The following is a 15079-nucleotide window of genomic DNA, read 5'->3' as shown; positions in this document are numbered from 1 at the left end:
CGGCGTGCCGGACTCCGTCCGGCGGTTCGCGGGGTACCGCCGGATGGTCAGGGGGTCCATGGCACTCGGTGTTCGTGCAGATGGGACAGCACCGCATGATGCGCCTCCCACCCGTCCGGGAACTTCACCGCCACTCCCAGCCGCACCGGTTCCGTCGCCGGGTGTTCATCCAGCAGGCGGTCCACGCCCGCTCGGCAGACCATGATGCAGGCGTGCCGATGGCGCGAGGCCAGCACGCACAACCGGCCCGTCTCCAGGTGGAAGGCCGTGGCGTCGGGGCGGCCCGACAGCGGGTGCAGGACGACCGTCACATCGAACTCCCGGCCCTGGAGCCGGTTGGCGGTGTCCACCGTGACCCCGCTCACCCCCAGCCCGGTGAGGGCCTCGCGCACGGCCGCGGCCTGGTCGCGGTGGGCCGTGCCCACCGCGATGCGGGCGGCCGTGAGCGGTACCGCTTCGGCGGCCCGTTCGCTGGTCACCGCGCCGCCGCGGTCCAGCAGCCGGCGGACCACGCGGGCCACCGCGCCGACCGCCTCCGGATCCGTGCGCGGCGTATGGCGGGCGGGCAGCTCCAGCAGCCCCCACCCGGACTCCGCGGCCTCGTCCAGCACCCGGTCCGGGCCCGAGCCGTCGGAGCGCACGCCGAAGGCCAGCCGGCGGTCGCCGTGGCCGGTGCCGCTGCGGAAGGGGGTGTACGGATAGAAGGCGTCCGAGACCAGTGGCGCGGCCGAGGCGGGCAGCCGCCAGGAGACCGGCAACCGGTGCTGCGGAAGCCCCGGGTTGTGGGCGAGGAGCGTGCTCACCGCGCTCGCCGAGGGGTCATACGCCAGCCCCGCCCACTGCTCCGCACCGACCACGCTGAACGGATCCAGCTGCCCCGGATCCCCGACGAACAGCGCGCGCTCAAACAGGCCCGCCACCGCCAGCAGCGCGTCCGAACGCATCTGGTAGGCCTCGTCGACGATCGCCTGCCCCCAGGGCTCGGTGACCTTGGTGTGCGCCCACTTGGCGGCCGTGGAGACGACCACCTCGAGACCGGCCAGTTCGGCGGCCTTCGCGGAGGTCACCACGGAGTCCAGCGAATCGAGCGCCGGGTCGTAGGGGTGCGGCTCGCTGCTGTGCAGCCGCCCGACCGGTAGCTCGGCGTCCTGCTCGGCCAGGCGCAGCACCAGGTCGTCGACCTGGGCATTGGTCTGGGCGACGATCATCAGCGGGCGGCCCGCCCGGGCCAGCTCCAGCGCGGCCCGCACCACCAGGGTCGACTTGCCCGCGCCGGGCGGGGAGTCGACGACGACGCCGCGGTGCCGGGCGGCCAGGGTGTCGCGCAGGATCGCGGCGGTCGCGGCGGCTGCCGCCGCGGCCGGGTCGAAGGCGCCGGTGCGCGCCGCGGGCACGGTCGGGATCACAGGTAGTCCTCCGCGGTCACCGGGTCGGGCTGGTCGGCGGGGGCGCCCGGCGGACCGCCGTGGGTCCATGGCGTCCGCTCGGGCTCGGGCAGCTCGGGACCGCCCCTGGGCGCATGTTCGAAGAGCGTCCAGCAGACCTGATCGCCGACCTCGGGCACCGAGCCCGCGTCGGGGACCTTGCCGCGGCCCATGCCACCGGTCAGCCGCATGGTCAGCCCGCCCGGCCCGGCCGCCACCAACTCGGCGGACTGCACCCTGCCGTCCGCCAGCGCCCGGTGCAGCCGGGCCCGCTCGTCCGGCTGCGGCGCATCGTCCGTGCGGACGGTGACCAGCGGGCGCGGGCGCGGGACCTTGGCCTGCGAATACTCCATCACCACCGCGGTGACCTCCCCGGCGAACGCCTCGCCCGCAAGCCGCCGGGCGGCCATCACCAGCGGATCGTCCAGCGCCTCCTCGGCGTCCAGCCGGGCCTGCGCCGTCTCGCGGGCCGCGAGTTTGCGGGCCGCGGTCACCGCGTCGTCCCGCTTGGGCTGCGGGGGCTCACCGGCCCGCACCCGGTCACGGTGGCCGGTGTACGACCAGCGGTCGCGCTTCCAGCGCTCGGCGACCCTGGCCCCCTCCGGCAGGGTGCGCAGCAGATCGATGCCGTGCCACAGGGCATCCCAGGTGGGGCGCAGCTGCGACTCCAGGAGGGAGCGGATCTCCGCCTCGGCGTGCGAGGGGTCCTGACACAGTGTGCGGGCCCGGTCGTAGCGGGCGACGGCGGGCGCCAGCCGTCTGCTGTCGAAGACCGGGTCGGTGGCGGGACCGGCGGGCGGGTGGCGCAGCAGCCCCTCCGGGTCGCGCGCCAGCTCCGCGCGCAGCGCCGCCTCGGCGCCGGACAGGCCGTCCGGCGGGTCGATCCAGGCGAGCAGCGTGCCCAGGTGCTGGTCCTCCAGCGGGCTCTGGCCCGTCGCCCAGTGGCGGCTCAGCAGCTGGGTCATGGACAGCAGCAGCGAGGAGCCCGGGATCAGGGCCCGCTCCCCGAAGTGGGTGAGCCAGCGGCCCAGCAGCGGCACCCGTGGGGGAGCGGGGAACGCGGCGTCCGGATCCTGCTCGGCGGTGCGTCTGAACCGGGTGGACCGGCCGAGCAGCCGTACGTACTCCACGGCCGCCGCGCTCGGCACCAGCAGTTGCGGTGCCCGCGCGCAGAGCTCGACCCGGACCGTCGCCTTCCGGCCGGTCTCCGGGTCGGTCTCCTTGCGCTCCTCGGTGACGGTGTCGTCCGCGAACTCCTCGACATGGGGCAGCACCAGCTCGGCCAGCTCGGCGAGGAACGCGAACCGCAGCTCGCGGTCGCGTGGCTGGGCCACCGTCAGCAGCCGGGGCGCCCCCCGCTCGGTGCCGACCAGGGCGCCCAGGGGCGCGCCCGCCTCGCCGGCCGTGGTGAGGGGGACCAGCACCAACGGCCGTTCGGCCAGGTGCCGGTGGCGGACCGTCGCCAGGGGGTGCGCCCGGCCGTCCCGCAGCGCCCGCATCCGGGCGAGGGTGCCGATCAGCGACATGCGGCCGCCTCCCCGGTGGTGGCCGGGGCGGCGAGCGCCTCGGCGAGCAGCGCCGCCGCCCGGCGGAGCGCGGCGACCGCCGGGTCGCCCGCCCCCAGGGCCTGAACGGCAGGGGAGGCACCCCCGCCTCCCTCCGCGCCCTCGGCGGCGGCCAGCACCGATTCGACCGTGGTCAGGCCGCCGAGCTCGGCCCGGACCGCGCGGCCCAGCTGTTCGACCAGACCCGCCTGCCGGGCGCGGGCCCGGCAGTGGAAGGCGAGCTCGCACGCCGCCAGGCAGTCCGGCGCGTACGCCGCGGCCACCGACTCGACGGCGGCGGTCAGCTCCGCCGCCGGCCGGGCCGGGTCGAAGGTGATTCCGGCGGGCAGCCCGGCAGCGATCTCCTCGACGCGGGTGAGCCGGGACAGCTGGCGGCGGGTGGTGGCCAGCTGCTTGCGCAGGTCGACCAGGGCAGCGGCGGGCAGGTTGGAGAAGTCCTTGGGGCAGACCAGCAGGGCCCGGTCGCGCACCTTCCCGGTGGTCAGCCGCCCGGCCACGCCCTCCAGGGCGAGTGCGTAGACCGCGGCCTGGCGTGCCGCGGCGCCGACCTTGGCGGCGTCGGCCGAGCCGTCGACCATGGCGAAGGATTTGATCTCCACCACCGTCCAGTCGCCGTCGGGGTGCACGATCACCGCGTCCGGCTCCAGATAGGCGGGGGTGCCGGCGACGGGCAGTGCCAGCATGGGGTGGTCGAGGAACGCCCAGCGGCCCGCGGCCGTGGCCTCGCGCAGGGCCAGGGCGGTGCGCGCGGTGCGCCCTTCGGGGCCGGCGGCGGTCAGTTCGGGGGTGCCGACGCCGCCCGGCTCGGGCGGGGCCGCGCCCAGCTGCCCGCACAGCAGGCGGACCAGCTCCGCACCGCCGTCGGCCTTGACCCGGGCCTCGAAGGCATTGCCGCGGACGAAGGCGAACGGGGACTGCCCGAAGGTCGCCGGGGAGCCGAGGGCCCGGGCCAGCGCGCTCTTGTCCACCCCGGCGCCGTCGAGCAGGGCCCGCCGCCGGCAGCCGGGGTTGGCGGCCAGCGCCGCCAGGGCGCGGGCGTCCAGCGGGCGTGCCGGGACGGCCGGGCCGCGCAGCTCAGCGAGCCGCCGCCGCAGCACCGTCGGGGCTGCTGTCTCCGGCCTCGCCGGCCGGACCGCGGACCGTTTGGCGAGGGATGTCTCGAGGGATGGGGTCACTGGTGTCCGCCTCGCGAAGTCTCTCCGGCTCTTCCGGGCGGCTGTCACCGGCCGGGGAGCCGGGGGCGGTTGCGCCCGCAAGGGCAGTACGTGCCGAAGTCTTGCATCCGGCACTGACAATCGAGGGCGTCCCGGTGGTTTCGCCCGGTACGGCGCGGGTGAAGCGGCCCCGGATCGCCCCGGCGAGCCGCAGCGCGGGCCCGGAGAGCAGGTAGCCGGCGCCCATCACGGCGACCCCGGCGACGGCGTCCAGGGAGTAGTGGTTGGCGGTGCCCATCACCACGAGGGCGATGGCCAGCGGGTAGCCGACTCCGACGATCTTCGCCCAGCTCCCCCTGCCGTGGCGCCACAGCGCGATTCCGCACCACAGCGCCCAGCCGACGTGCAGGCTCGGCATCGCCGCGTACTGGTTGGTGAGTCCGCCGAGGCCGCGCGGGGCGCTGGCGTCGGCGCCCCACCAGCCGTATGAGGAGTACTGGTGCATGGTGTCCACGAACCCGTAGCCGTCCCCGAGCAGCCGGGGCGGGCAGGTGGGCAGCAGGGTGAAGCCGATGAGGCCGATCAGGGTGGAGATCAGCAGCCAGGTCCGCAGCCGGCGGTAGTGCTCGGGACGGCTTCTGAAGAGCCAGATCAGGATGACCGGGGTGAGGACGTAGTGCAGGGCGGCGTAGGCGAAGTCGGCCGGTATGCCGAGGGCCGGAGTGTCGGTGAACAGCCGATTGAGCGGCTGTTCGAAATTTATTCGAAATGTCTTTTCGAAGTCGAGGATCGACACACCGTGATCGACGGCTGACCGCACATCGCCACGGGCCAGCAGTCGACCTGCCGAGTACAGCGCGTACACAAGGGCTATCAAGGGCAGTTCGGTCCACCAGCGCGGCCGCTTCCCGAGTGGTGCGGTGCGGTACATCCGGACGCTCTCCATGTGTTCAGGCGGCCAACAAGCGCGCATGCAACCGTACGGTGTACGTCACATCGATCGCACACCGCCCCGCGACTTCCCGGAAAGGCCGAGTTCGCCCGTTGTTCGGCCCCGCTTCTGGGGGTATGAGGGTGGGGACGCCGGGGGACGCCCACAGGGTTGCCTGGGGCACAAGTGAGTGATGATAGAGCGTAGGCAGACCGGACCCCAGTCGAAAATCTTCTCATTCCGGGTCATATTTCACGGTCTGTAGCAAAAGTCACCGAAGTATCGGAGGGGCTCCTTCATGGCACCGCGCATCCTGCTGGCCCGGCACGGACAGACCGAGTGGTCACTGTCCGGCAAGCACACCGGCCGCACGGACATCCCGCTCCTGGACGAGGGGCGGCGCGGTGCCAAGCTGCTGGGCGAGCGGCTGCACCGCACGCCATGGGACGCCCTGCCCGGTGTCGAGATCCGTACCAGCCCCCTGGTGCGCGCCAGGGAGACCTGTGAGCTGGCCGGCTTCGGGGGCCGGGCGAGCACCTGGGACGCGCTGCTGGAGTGGGACTACGGGGCGTACGAGGGGATGACCCCGGCCGAGATCAAGGCGGGCCGCCCGGACTGGTTCATCTGGCGCGACGGCGTTCCCGAGGGGGAGACCCTGGCCGGGGTCTCGGCCCGGGCGGACCAGGTCGTCGACTGGGCGCGCTCGTCCGACCGCGATGTGCTGATCTTCGCCCACGGCCACATCCTGCGGGTCATCGGCGCCCGCTGGCTGGGCCTGGACGCCTCCTTCGCCGCCCGCATCCGCCTCGACCCCACCTCGCTGTCCATCCTCGGCTGGGCCTACGACGCCCCCGCGATCGAGCGCTGGAACGACACGGGGCACCTGGCCTAGACCTGGCCTAGACAGCCTGCCGGGCCTCCGCGTACCGGGCCTCCGCGTACCGGCCGAGGAAGGCCGCGACCGCGGGCTCGCCGCGGTGTCCGTGCAGCACCCGGGCCGCGCCGGCCAGCATGGTGCGGATGCGCGCCGACTGGACCCGGGTGAGCAGATCCAGGGCCCGCTCCGCCGTGGCGGCGGCCGCATCGGGTGCGCCGCCCCGCGCCAGGTCGCCCGCCAGCTGGGTGGTGTACAGGGTGATGTTGCGCGCGAAGTGCGGGTTCTGGAGGACGACCGCCTGGTGGGCGTGGGTTGCGGCCCGCGACCAGTCGCCGAGCGCGGACCAGCACTGGGCCTCCAGCCCCTCCAGCTCCGCCTCGCCGAAGAACGTCATCCACTCCGGGTCGGCGTCGCCCGGGCCCCGTCCGAAGAACGTCCGGGCCCGCAGCAGGGCATCCTCGCAGGCCGTACGGTCGCCCAGCCCGGCCCAGCCACCCGCCTCCCGCAGCGTCAGCAGTGACATCAGCCGCGCCGAGCCCAGCCGGTGGCCCGCGTGCTGGGCGGCCAGCGCGGCCCGCAGCGCCTCCCTCGGCCGGCCCGCGTCGCGAGCGAGGAACGCGGCGTTGCAGAAGGCATGCGCCTCGAGCCCCGCGTCCCCGGTGACCCGGGCGGTGGCGAGCGCCTCCGCGTAGTGCGAGCGGGCGTCGGCGACCCGGCCCGAGTCATGGGCCAGCCAGCCGACCGAAATGGAGAGCTCGCCCGCGCCCGTGTGCAGCCGGTCGGCCACCGACTGCCGGTGTGTCGCGGCGTCGAGCAACTGGTAGGCCGCTCGCAGCGGTCGTGCGGCGCGCTGGTAGAGGGCGTCCGCGCCATGCCGGTCGTCGAGCAGCCGGATGTGCCGAACGGCCCGCTCGATGGCCGAGGCCTCGGCTTCGCCGGCCCGGCGCGGCGCGGGGATGCCGGGGGCACCGCCCAGCGAGGCGGCGGCCACGGCGGTCGTACCACTGGTCATGAACGCGCGACGCAACACGTCGCTCACCTCGTTGCTGGGGAAGTAGCTGGGGAAGTCGCTGGAGTTGTCGTCCCGGGGGCCGTCGGGAAAGACGGTGCCGGCTTGGTGGTACCCGGGATCAGGGGCATGGCTCCCTATGGGGCGCTCGGTGTGTGCGAGTGGCGCGTTGTCTTTTTCGCGCGCTCCCTTTCCGCGCACTGTTTCGCGCGGCAGGAAGCCCATGTCCATCGGCTCGCGGCCGGGGAACATATGCCGGAAGACCCGTTCATAGGCGTAGTTGGGGCAGCGGATCTCGCCGGATTCGACCCGCCCGATGTACCGCGCGTCACAGGAGACCTGCTCGCCGATCTCACGGGCCGCCCGCCGTACGGCCGCCGCGAATTCCCCAGGTGAGCGCTGGCCTCGCAGCTCCCGGAAGGCGGTGTTGGGGCGGTGGGTGCGGGATGCGGGAGGTGAAGGGGACGCATGGGGTGAGGTCATGGCGGACCCTCTCCTGGCGAGTGCCGCCCCGGGTGCCGCCGCGGGGCGGGCGGCTGTGCTGCCGTGCGGCGGAGACGACCGTACCGGCTATGGGGATTCCTGTACGTCCGGTTTGACTACAAAACGGATATCTCACTCGCGATCCGCCATGAACTGCCATCCTTTGTGGCGGCGTGGCGCCGTAGCCGTTGACGGGCCGGGGCAGTTGAAGCACGTGAACATCCCGGTGCAGGCGGATACGTGCGGAGGAGGGGTTTCCCTTGGCGGAGACCGGAGTGAACGCCGGAGTGAACATCGGCGGCTCGCGGGAAAGCGCACCGTGCGACCTGGTGACCGTGCCCGCCCGGCAGGGTCTGGAGGCGGTCGACATCCTGCGGCTGCGCGACGGCGTGGGGCCCGTGCTGCACGACGGCGACTGCCGCACCCTCGGCTTCCTGGTGCCCCCCGGTACCGCGGCCGGCTGGGACCTGCCGGGCAGTGCCTGCACCCAGACCTACGGCCGGGTCTCCCGCGCGGGCCTCGGCGAGCCGCCCGTCACCGGCACCGGCTGGCTGGTCGCACCGGATGCCGCGCTCTCGGCCGCGACGGACCCCGTGGTGCTGCGCGCCGCGCTGGGCGAGGCGGCCCGCACGATCGAGGCGGTCGACCGCTGCCGGTGAGGCGCGTCCGCCGCACCGGGCGATACTTGCCGGATGGCAAAGGGCAGGAACAGGCAGGGACGCGGCCGCACCACGCAGCCGACCGCGGCCGCGCGGGTGACCGGCGGCCTCGCCGAGCTGCTGCCGGACCGTGACCGTCCGCACGCCTGGACGCTGCTGATCGACCGGGCCCCGCAATCCCATGTGGACCTCGACGACCCCACCCGCCTCGACTTCGCCTACCAGCGCAGGCTCGGTCATATCGCCGATCTCGCCGCTCCGCCCGGCAATCCCCTCCAGGTCCTCCACCTGGGCGGCGGCGCATTCACCCTCGCCCGCTATATCGCCGCCACCCGGCCCCGTTCCACCCAGCAGGTCTTCGAGATCGACGCACCGCTGACCGAGTTCGTACGGCGCGAGCTGCCCCTGGAGCCCGGCCGGCGGATCCGGATCCGCGGCGGCGACGCCCGGGAGGGGCTCGCCAAGGTGCCCGACGGCTGGGCCGACCTGATCATCGCCGATGTCTTCAGCGGTGCCCGCACCCCCGCCCACCTCACCAGCACCGAGTTCACCGCCGAGGTGCGCCGGACGCTGCGGACCGGCGGCTGCTACGCGGCGAACCTCGCGGACGGGCCGCCCCTCGCCCACCTCAGGGCACAGCTCGCCACGGTACGGACCGTCTTCCCCGAGCTGTGCCTGACCGCCGACCCGGCCGTGCTGCGCGGGCGGCGGTTCGGCAATGCCGTGCTGCTCGCCTCCGACCGCGCGCTGCCGGTCGCCGAGCTCACCCGGCGCTGTGCCACCGACCCGCACCAGGGCAGGGTCGAACATGGGCGCGCGCTCGAGGACTTCACGGGCGGGGCGATCGCGGTGACGGACGCCACCGCCCGCCCGTCACCCGAACCGCCGCCCTCCGTCTTCGACTAGGGCGTGCCCGGCAGCCGGCCGGTGCGGATCAGCTCCGCGTACCAGCGGGCGCTGGTCTTGGGCGTACGGGCCAGGGTGGTGTAGTCGACGTGCACCACGCCGAAGCGCTTGCCATAGCCGTACGCCCACTCGAAGTTGTCCAGCAACGACCAGATGAAGTAGCCCCACACATCCGCGCCGTCGGCGAGCGCGCGCGACAGCGAGTCCAGGTGGGCCCGCAGATAGGCGACCCGCTCCGGGTCGTGCACCGTGCCCCGCGCATCCGGGGTGTCCGCATAGGCGGCGCCGTTCTCGGCGATGGCGAGGGGCAGCCCTGGGGCCTCCCGGGTGAAGCGCATCAACAGCTCGTGGAGGCCGGTGGGATCGACGGTCCAGCCCATCGCGGTCCGCTTGCCGGGGGAGTGGTGGAAGGCGATGTCCTGGGTGCCGGGGTAGGCGGAAGGGGCGGGCGAGGGGCCGTTGTCAGTGGCGGCTGATACCACTGAAGGCGTGTAGTAGTTGATGCCCAGCCAGTCGAGGGGGTGCTTGATGACATCGGTGTCGCCATCGCGGACGAACGACCAGTCCGTGATCTTCGCAGTGTCGGCGAGCAGGTCGGAGGGGTATGCGCCCCGGAGCATGGGGCCGGTGAAGATACGGGTGGCCAGGGCGTCGATGCGCCGTTGAGCGTCCAGGTCCGCGGGGGCGGAGGTGCGGGCCCTGACCGCGCTCGGGTTGAGGACCACGGAGATCCGGGCATCCCGGGGGAGCGTGGCGCGCAGCGCCTGCGCACCCAGCCCATGCGCCAGATTGAGGTGGTGGGCGGCGCGCAGCGCGGCGGCGGCGTCCGTGCGGCCGGGGGCGTGGACGCCCGCCGCATAGCCCAGAAAGGCGCTGCACCAGGGCTCGTTGAGGGTGGTCCACAGCCCCACGCGGTCGCCCAGCGCGCGGGCGACCAACTGGGCGTAGTCCGCGAAGCGGTGCGCGGTGTCCCGCTCGGGCCAGCCGCCCGTGTCCTCCAACTCCTGTGGCAGATCCCAGTGGTAGAGGGTCAGCACCGGCTGGATGCCATGCGCGAGGAGGTCGTCCACCAGTTCGCGGTAGAAGTCGAGGCCGCGTGCGGAAGCGGGGCCCCGGCCGGTGGGCTGGACGCGCGGCCAGGAGACGGAGAAGCGGTAGGCGCCCAGGCCCAGTTGGGACATCAGGCGGACGTCCTCGCGATGCCGGTGGCGGTGGTCGTCCGCGATGTCCCCGGTGTCGCCGCCGAGGACCTTGCCGGGGGTGTGGGAGAAGGTGTCCCAGATGGAGGGCGTACGGCCGTCCTCGTGGACCCCGCCCTCGATCTGGTACGCGGCGGTCGCCGCGCCCCAGACGAAGCCGGGTGGGAATTGCATGACCATGCGGATCTCCGAGACGTGGGGGGAAGGATGTCAGCCCTTGAGCGCGCCGTGCATGATGCCGCCGACGATCTGGCGGCCGAAGAGCGTGAAGGCGAGCAGCAGCGGCAGCGTGCCCAGCAGCGCACCGGCCATGACGACGGCCTGGTCCGGCACATAGCCGCGGCCGAGCCCGGTGAGCGCCACCTGGACGGTCGGGTTCTCCTGGGTCAGCGCGATGACCGGCCAGAAGAAGTCGTTCCACGCCTGGACGAAGGAGAGCATCCCCAGCACGGCCATCGCGGGCCGGGCGACGGGGAAGACCACATGCCATATCAGGCGCAGGCTGCCGGCGCCGTCCACCCGGGCCGCCTCGATCAGTTCGGCCGGCAGCGCCTCCACCAGGTACTGCCGCATGAAGAACACCCCGAAGGCGCTGACCAGGGTGGGCAGCACCACCGACGGCAGCCGGTCGGTCCACCCCAGATGCGCGATGACCATGAAGAGAGGGACGACGGACAGCTGCGGCGGCACCATCATCGTGCCGATCGTCAGCGCCAGCAGGACGTTCTTGAACCGGAACCGCAGCTTGGCGAAGGCGAAGCCGGCGATCGTGCAGAACAGCACCGTGCCCAGCGCGATGGTCCCGGCCACCAGCACCGTGTTCAGCAGGGCGAGCCCCATATGGGCGTCGCTCCAGGCCCTGCCGAGGTTCTTGGGCAGATTCCCGCCGAACCAGAGGGGCGGCGGGGTGCGGGCCAGCCGGGTGTTGTCCTGGGAGGCGGCGATCGCCGTCCACACCAGGGGGAACAGCGAGCCGGCGGTGAACAGCAGCAGCACGGCATAGGCCACCGGCCCGGCCCGCAACCGGTGCCGGGCGGAGGGCCTGTCCGGGGTGATCGGGGTGATCGTCATGGTGGCCACTCACCGGTCCCGGCGCAGTCGGCGGGCGAAGAGCCCGTAGACCGCGGCGATCAGCAGCAGGATCAGGAACATGGCCCAGGCGACGGCCGAGGCGCGCCCGAGGTGGAAGTTGAACCAGCCCTGTTCATAGAGGTAGAGCCCGAGCGTCTGGAACTGCCGCGACGCCCCGCCCTTCTGCCCGCCCGCTCCGCCGAACAGCAGTGGTTCACCGAAGAGTTGGGTCGCGCCGATGGTGGAGACGACAACGGTGAAGGCGATCGTCGGCCGCAGCGCGGGCACGGTGATGTGCCGGAACTGCCGGGCGCGCGAGGCTCCGTCCAGGGCCGCCGACTCATAGAGCTCGTCCGGGATCGCCTGCATGGCCGCCAGGTAGATCAGCGTGTTGTAGCCCGTCCACCGCCAGATCACGATCGAGGAGACCGCGAACTGCGCGCTCCAGGTGCCGTTCTGCCAGTCCAGGGGGTCGATCCCCACGGTGCCCAGCGCCCAGTTGACCATCCCGTAGTCGCGTCCGAAGAGCATCACAAAGACGAGGGAGGCCGCGGCGACCGAGGTGGCGTACGGGGTCAGCAGTGCGACCCGCCAGAAGGCCGCGGCCCGCAGCCTGCTGTGCAGCAGGTGCGCGAGCCCCATGGCCATCAGCAGCTGCGGCACGGTCGACAGCACGCCGATGGTGAAGGTGTTGCGCAGTGCGTTCCAGAAGAAGTCGTCGTCCAGCAGCCGGAGGTAGTTGTGCGCCCCGGCCCACTCCAGGTGGTCCGGCGTCGTCAGCTCCACCCGGTGCAGTGAGACCCAGCCCGTGTAGAGGAGGGGGAAGAGCCCGAATGCGGCGAAGAACAGGAAGAAGGGCGCCACCAGGGCGTAGGGGCCGTAGCGGACGTCCCAGCGGTGGCGGCGGCTGCGCCAGGCGGCGCGCCTGCCCCGGTCCGGCCGGTGGTTGTGCGGGCGCTCGCCGGGAGTGGCGCCGGGGTCCTCCACCGCCGCGGTCGTGGCGGTCATTCGTCCACCGCGTTCCGGATCTCCTTCTGTGCCGCCGCCCAGCCCGCCCGCGGGGACTTGCCCTGCTGTTCGACCTGCGGGATGCCGACGTCGGTGAACGCCGATCCGATCTGCTGCTCATGGGGGCCGATCACCAGGGTGGGCACCCCCCGGGCCGCCACGGCGAAGATCTTCCCGGTGGGGGCGCCGCCGAAGTAGGGGTTCCGTGCCTCCCTGACCTGCGGCATGGCGTAGGAGGCCGGGGTGGAGGGGATGCTCGCCTGCCGGGCGAAGAGCGTGGCCTGCTGTGCGGGAGCGGTCAGCCAGGCCGCGAGCTCGATCGCCGCCGCCCGGTGCCGGGCCGCCCTGGGCACGGCCAGGAAGGAGCCGCCCCAGTTGGCGGGCCGGGGGGCGGCCGCCACATCCCACTGGTTCCGCCCGGCGTCACCCGCCTTCTCCTTGATGTAGCCGAGCATCCAGGGCGGGCAGGCGACGGTGGCGAAGCGGCCGTTGGCATAGGCCTGGTCCCAGGGCTTCTCGAACTGCTTGAGCCGCGCGGTCAGCCCCTCCCGCACGGCCTGCATGGCCAGGTCCCAAGAGGCCTTGACGGCCGGGCTGTTGGCGTAGATCGGGTGACCCCGGCGGTCGTAGTAGCGCTCGGGGTGGGCGTGCACGGCGGCGTTGAAGATCCCGGCCGCCGAGTCGGTGAAGACCGTCCCCTTGGGTGCGTGCTTCCGGTAGGCCCTGCCGGTGTCGAGGTACTTCTGCCAGTCGCCGGCCCACAGCCTGCCCACCGCGTCCCGGTCCGTGGGCAGCCCGGCCCGGTGGAAGAGGTCCTTGCGGTAGCACATGGCGATCGGCCCGATGTCCGTGCCGAGCCCGATGGTCCTGCCGTCTCCGGTGGTGGCCTGTGCCCACTTCCAGTCCAGCCAGGTGCTCCGGTGCACGCCGGGTGCCTTGGACAGGTCCTCGAACAAGTCGCCCTGGGCGGCCGCCACATCGTGGATGTCGCCGACCTCGACGGCCTGGATGTCGGCCAGGCCGCTGCCCGCCGCCAGGTGGGTCAGCAGCTGCGGGTAGTAGATGTCATTGCGCTCGATCACGCTTTCCTTGATCGTGACGCCGGGGTGCAGTCGCTCGTACTCCGCATAGAGCCCGGCCTGCTGGTAGCCGAAGACCCCGAAGGTGCCCACCGAGATCGTGGTCCCCCCGCCCTGGCCGGGCCCGGCGCAGCCGCCGAGCGCGCCGGCGATGAGCACCAGCGACGCCAGATGGGTCCGGATGCTGCTGCGCATGGCGTCCTTCCTGGTGCCCAGGCGCTCCGCTGGAAGTGAGGTCATGCGACTGCGGGCCGTCGGTGGCTGGTCGCGGGGACCAACTGCGGTGCCGTTGAAAGGTTGCCGCATCCTGGCGGAGAGTCAAGGACGCGGGCACACCCGGTATGACGTGGTCAACATCGGTCCGTCCGACACCCCCGCCCCCGGCGGCCCACGGTCCCGCCCCGCCCCAAAGTGTTCTGCTAACTCTTGCCACATGACTGCTCACCGTAAGTGGCGAATCGCCGCCACGCTCTGTCTGTCCGTACTCCTCGTCCCCGCCGCCGGGTCCGCCGCCGGTGCGGTGACCGGGCCCTCACCCCACCGCCCGGAGCGGGCCCCGGCCGGCTGTCCGGTCGGTGACCTCTGCGCCTACGGCGGCGCCAACTACACGGGCCAGGTCACCAGGCTCCGGGGTGACATCAGGGACCTGCAGCACACCCGCTCCCTCGACCATGTGGAGTCGCTCTACAACCATGGCAGGTCCGAGGTGACCGTCTGGGACCAGAAGGACTTCAAGGGGCATGCGGTCACCCTGGCGCCGGAGCACGGGGAGCGGAACCTGCCCCATAACTTCGGGCACCGGGTCGTCTCCCAGAAGTGGGGCAAGGCAGCCAAGGGCTGACGGTCCCTCATGCGCCGGTGGGCGCAGCGCCGAGGGCCCGGTCTGCTTCCGCAGACCGGGCCCTCGGCTCTTCAGGGTGAGTAACGGGACTCGAACCCGCGACATCCTGGACCACAACCAGGTGCTCTACCAGCTGAGCTATACCCACCGCGCCCGGTGTGTTTCCCACCGGCCGAGAAAAAGTGTACAGGGTCCTCAGGGGTGCTCGCTCCCGCCTTTCGCCGAGTCGGGAGCGAGCTGCGTCACTGCTCCTGGCAGTGTCGTCACCCCTGAACGGGCAGGACGTGCCTGGCCGCGATCGCCTTTGCCGTGTCGGAGTCCGGGCCGGGCTGGGGCACGAAGACCGCCTCGCGGTAGTAGCGGAGCTCGGCGATCGACTCGCGGATGTCGGACAGCGCTCTGTGGCTGCCGTTCTTCTTGGGACTGTTGAAGTAGGCGCGCGGGTACCAGCGCCGGGCCAGCTCCTTCACCGAGGAGACATCGACGATCCGGTAGTGCAGGTGGCTCTCCAGGGCGGGCATGTCCCGCAGCAGGAAACCGCGGTCGGTGCTGACCGAGTTTCCGCACAGCGGGGCCTTGCCCGGCTCCGGGGCAAACTCGCGGACGTACGCCAGGACCCGCCGCTCTGCTTCCTCGAGCGTCGTCCCGCCGTCCAGCTCCGCGAGCAGCCCGGAGGCCGTGTGCATCTGGCGCACCACCTCGGGCATGGTGGTCAGGGCCTCGGCGGGCGGGCGGATCACGATGTCCACACCGTCGCCGAGGATGTTCAGCTCAGAGTCGGTGACCAGGGCGGCCACCTCGATGAGCGCGTCGTCCGACAGCGAGAGCCCGGTCATCTCGCAGTCGATCCACACCATGCGATCGTTCATGAGA

General features: G+C 72.7%; 14 protein-coding genes and 1 tRNA gene. 4 read left to right on the top strand and 11 right to left on the bottom strand.

Translation table 11 applies throughout. The features are described 5' to 3' along the window. Window positions 1–47: 47 nt before the first annotated feature. Genes ABCR83_RS04870 through ABCR83_RS04855 form a run of 4 tightly spaced genes read right to left on the bottom strand, consistent with a single transcriptional unit; the run spans window position 48 to window position 5089 of the window. On the bottom strand, window positions 48–1406 hold the full coding sequence (locus tag ABCR83_RS04870; protein WP_462693514.1) for an AAA domain-containing protein: 1359 nt from the start codon (window positions 1404–1406) through the stop codon (window positions 48–50). Next, the gene (locus ABCR83_RS04865) at window positions 1403–2950 is read right to left on the bottom strand and encodes a hypothetical protein (protein ID WP_462693513.1); all 1548 of its coding nucleotides are present in this window, start codon (window positions 2948–2950) and stop codon (window positions 1403–1405) included. The genes ABCR83_RS04870 and ABCR83_RS04865 overlap by 4 nt, the downstream gene beginning before the upstream one ends. Then, window positions 2941–4164, bottom strand: a complete 1224-nt coding sequence (locus tag ABCR83_RS04860) for a hypothetical protein (RefSeq protein ID WP_462693512.1) — start codon at window positions 4162–4164, stop codon at window positions 2941–2943. Before ABCR83_RS04860 ends, ABCR83_RS04865 begins: the two co-directional genes overlap by 10 nt. Then, entirely contained in the window at window positions 4064–5089 is a 1026-nt protein-coding gene (locus ABCR83_RS04855; RefSeq protein ID WP_462693511.1) for a phosphatase PAP2 family protein, read from the bottom strand. Before ABCR83_RS04855 ends, ABCR83_RS04860 begins: the two co-directional genes overlap by 101 nt. Before the next feature lie 283 nt (window positions 5090–5372). Here ABCR83_RS04855 and ABCR83_RS04850 point away from each other — a divergent pair, with 283 nt between their 5' ends. Next, window positions 5373–5966 carry a histidine phosphatase family protein gene (locus ABCR83_RS04850; RefSeq protein WP_462693510.1) on the top strand — a complete coding sequence of 198 codons (594 nt, stop codon included), beginning with the start codon at window positions 5373–5375 and terminating at the stop codon, window positions 5964–5966. A 7-nt stretch (window positions 5967–5973) separates the two neighbouring features. Here ABCR83_RS04850 and ABCR83_RS04845 read toward each other — a convergent pair whose 3' ends face one another. Beyond that, entirely contained in the window at window positions 5974–7443 is a 1470-nt protein-coding gene (locus tag ABCR83_RS04845) for a tetratricopeptide repeat protein (protein ID WP_462693509.1), read from the bottom strand. A 260-nt stretch (window positions 7444–7703) separates the two neighbouring features. On the opposite strand from ABCR83_RS04845, the gene ABCR83_RS04840 reads away from it, so the two are divergent. Together ABCR83_RS04840 and ABCR83_RS04835 are read left to right on the top strand one after the other, a co-directional pair. Then, window positions 7704–8102: a hypothetical protein gene (locus tag ABCR83_RS04840; RefSeq protein ID WP_462693508.1), complete on the top strand. Its 399-nt coding sequence runs from the start codon at window positions 7704–7706 to the stop codon at window positions 8100–8102. A 33-nt stretch (window positions 8103–8135) separates the two neighbouring features. Continuing rightward, entirely contained in the window at window positions 8136–9008 is an 873-nt protein-coding gene (locus tag ABCR83_RS04835) for a spermidine synthase (RefSeq protein WP_462693507.1), read from the top strand. Here ABCR83_RS04835 and ABCR83_RS04830 read toward each other — a convergent pair. From ABCR83_RS04830 to ABCR83_RS04815, 4 genes are read right to left on the bottom strand one after another with little or no spacing between them, the layout of a single operon-like run. Further along, entirely contained in the window at window positions 9005–10387 is a 1383-nt protein-coding gene (locus ABCR83_RS04830) for a GH1 family beta-glucosidase (RefSeq protein ID WP_462693506.1), read from the bottom strand. The two genes, ABCR83_RS04835 and ABCR83_RS04830, sit on opposite strands and share 4 nt — an antisense overlap. Before the next feature lie 30 nt (window positions 10388–10417). Then, the gene (locus ABCR83_RS04825) at window positions 10418–11278 is read right to left on the bottom strand and encodes a carbohydrate ABC transporter permease (RefSeq protein ID WP_462693505.1); all 861 of its coding nucleotides are present in this window, start codon (window positions 11276–11278) and stop codon (window positions 10418–10420) included. 9 nt (window positions 11279–11287) lie between these two features. Then, a complete protein-coding gene (locus ABCR83_RS04820; protein ID WP_462693504.1) occupies window positions 11288–12286 on the bottom strand; it encodes a carbohydrate ABC transporter permease in 999 nt (332 codons plus the stop codon). After that, window positions 12283–13560: an ABC transporter substrate-binding protein gene (locus tag ABCR83_RS04815; RefSeq protein WP_462693503.1), complete on the bottom strand. Its 1278-nt coding sequence runs from the start codon at window positions 13558–13560 to the stop codon at window positions 12283–12285. Before ABCR83_RS04815 ends, ABCR83_RS04820 begins: the two co-directional genes overlap by 4 nt. Window positions 13561–13798: 238 nt before the next feature. Here ABCR83_RS04815 and ABCR83_RS04810 point away from each other — a divergent pair, with 238 nt between their 5' ends. After that, window positions 13799–14206, top strand: coding sequence for a peptidase inhibitor family I36 protein (locus ABCR83_RS04810; RefSeq protein ID WP_462693502.1), 408 nt, complete (start codon window positions 13799–13801; stop codon window positions 14204–14206). A 75-nt stretch (window positions 14207–14281) separates the two neighbouring features. Here the strand turns inward: ABCR83_RS04810 and ABCR83_RS04805 are convergent. Together ABCR83_RS04805 and orn are read right to left on the bottom strand one after the other, a co-directional pair. After that, window positions 14282–14354, bottom strand: a tRNA-His gene (locus ABCR83_RS04805). A 115-nt stretch (window positions 14355–14469) separates the two neighbouring features. After that, entirely contained in the window at window positions 14470–15075 is a 606-nt protein-coding gene (gene orn, locus ABCR83_RS04800) for an oligoribonuclease (protein ID WP_462693501.1), read from the bottom strand. Between the last annotated feature and the right edge of the window lie 4 nt (window positions 15076–15079).

It is taken from the genome of Streptomyces xingningensis (genome assembly GCF_054957865.1).
Note: the sequence above shows the minus strand (reverse complement) of the source record. Positions and strands in the feature narration are given on the sequence as shown.

Coding starts and splice junctions, on each gene's coding strand:
- ABCR83_RS04865 (WP_462693513.1), bottom strand. CDS start 2,950: ATGTCGCTGATCGGCACCCTCGCCCGGATGCGGGCGCTGCGGGACGGC.
- ABCR83_RS04855 (WP_462693511.1), bottom strand. CDS start 5,089: ATGGAGAGCGTCCGGATGTACCGCACCGCACCACTCGGGAAGCGGCCG.
- ABCR83_RS04850 (WP_462693510.1), top strand. CDS start 5,373: ATGGCACCGCGCATCCTGCTGGCCCGGCACGGACAGACCGAGTGGTCA.
- ABCR83_RS04845 (WP_462693509.1), bottom strand. CDS start 7,443: ATGACCTCACCCCATGCGTCCCCTTCACCTCCCGCATCCCGCACCCAC.
- ABCR83_RS04835 (WP_462693507.1), top strand. CDS start 8,136: ATGGCAAAGGGCAGGAACAGGCAGGGACGCGGCCGCACCACGCAGCCG.
- ABCR83_RS04830 (WP_462693506.1), bottom strand. CDS start 10,387: ATGGTCATGCAATTCCCACCCGGCTTCGTCTGGGGCGCGGCGACCGCC.
- ABCR83_RS04825 (WP_462693505.1), bottom strand. CDS start 11,278: ATGACGATCACCCCGATCACCCCGGACAGGCCCTCCGCCCGGCACCGG.
- ABCR83_RS04820 (WP_462693504.1), bottom strand. CDS start 12,286: ATGACCGCCACGACCGCGGCGGTGGAGGACCCCGGCGCCACTCCCGGC.
- ABCR83_RS04815 (WP_462693503.1), bottom strand. CDS start 13,560: ATGCGCAGCAGCATCCGGACCCATCTGGCGTCGCTGGTGCTCATCGCC.
- ABCR83_RS04810 (WP_462693502.1), top strand. CDS start 13,799: ATGACTGCTCACCGTAAGTGGCGAATCGCCGCCACGCTCTGTCTGTCC.
- orn (WP_462693501.1), bottom strand. CDS start 15,075: ATGAACGATCGCATGGTGTGGATCGACTGCGAGATGACCGGGCTCTCG.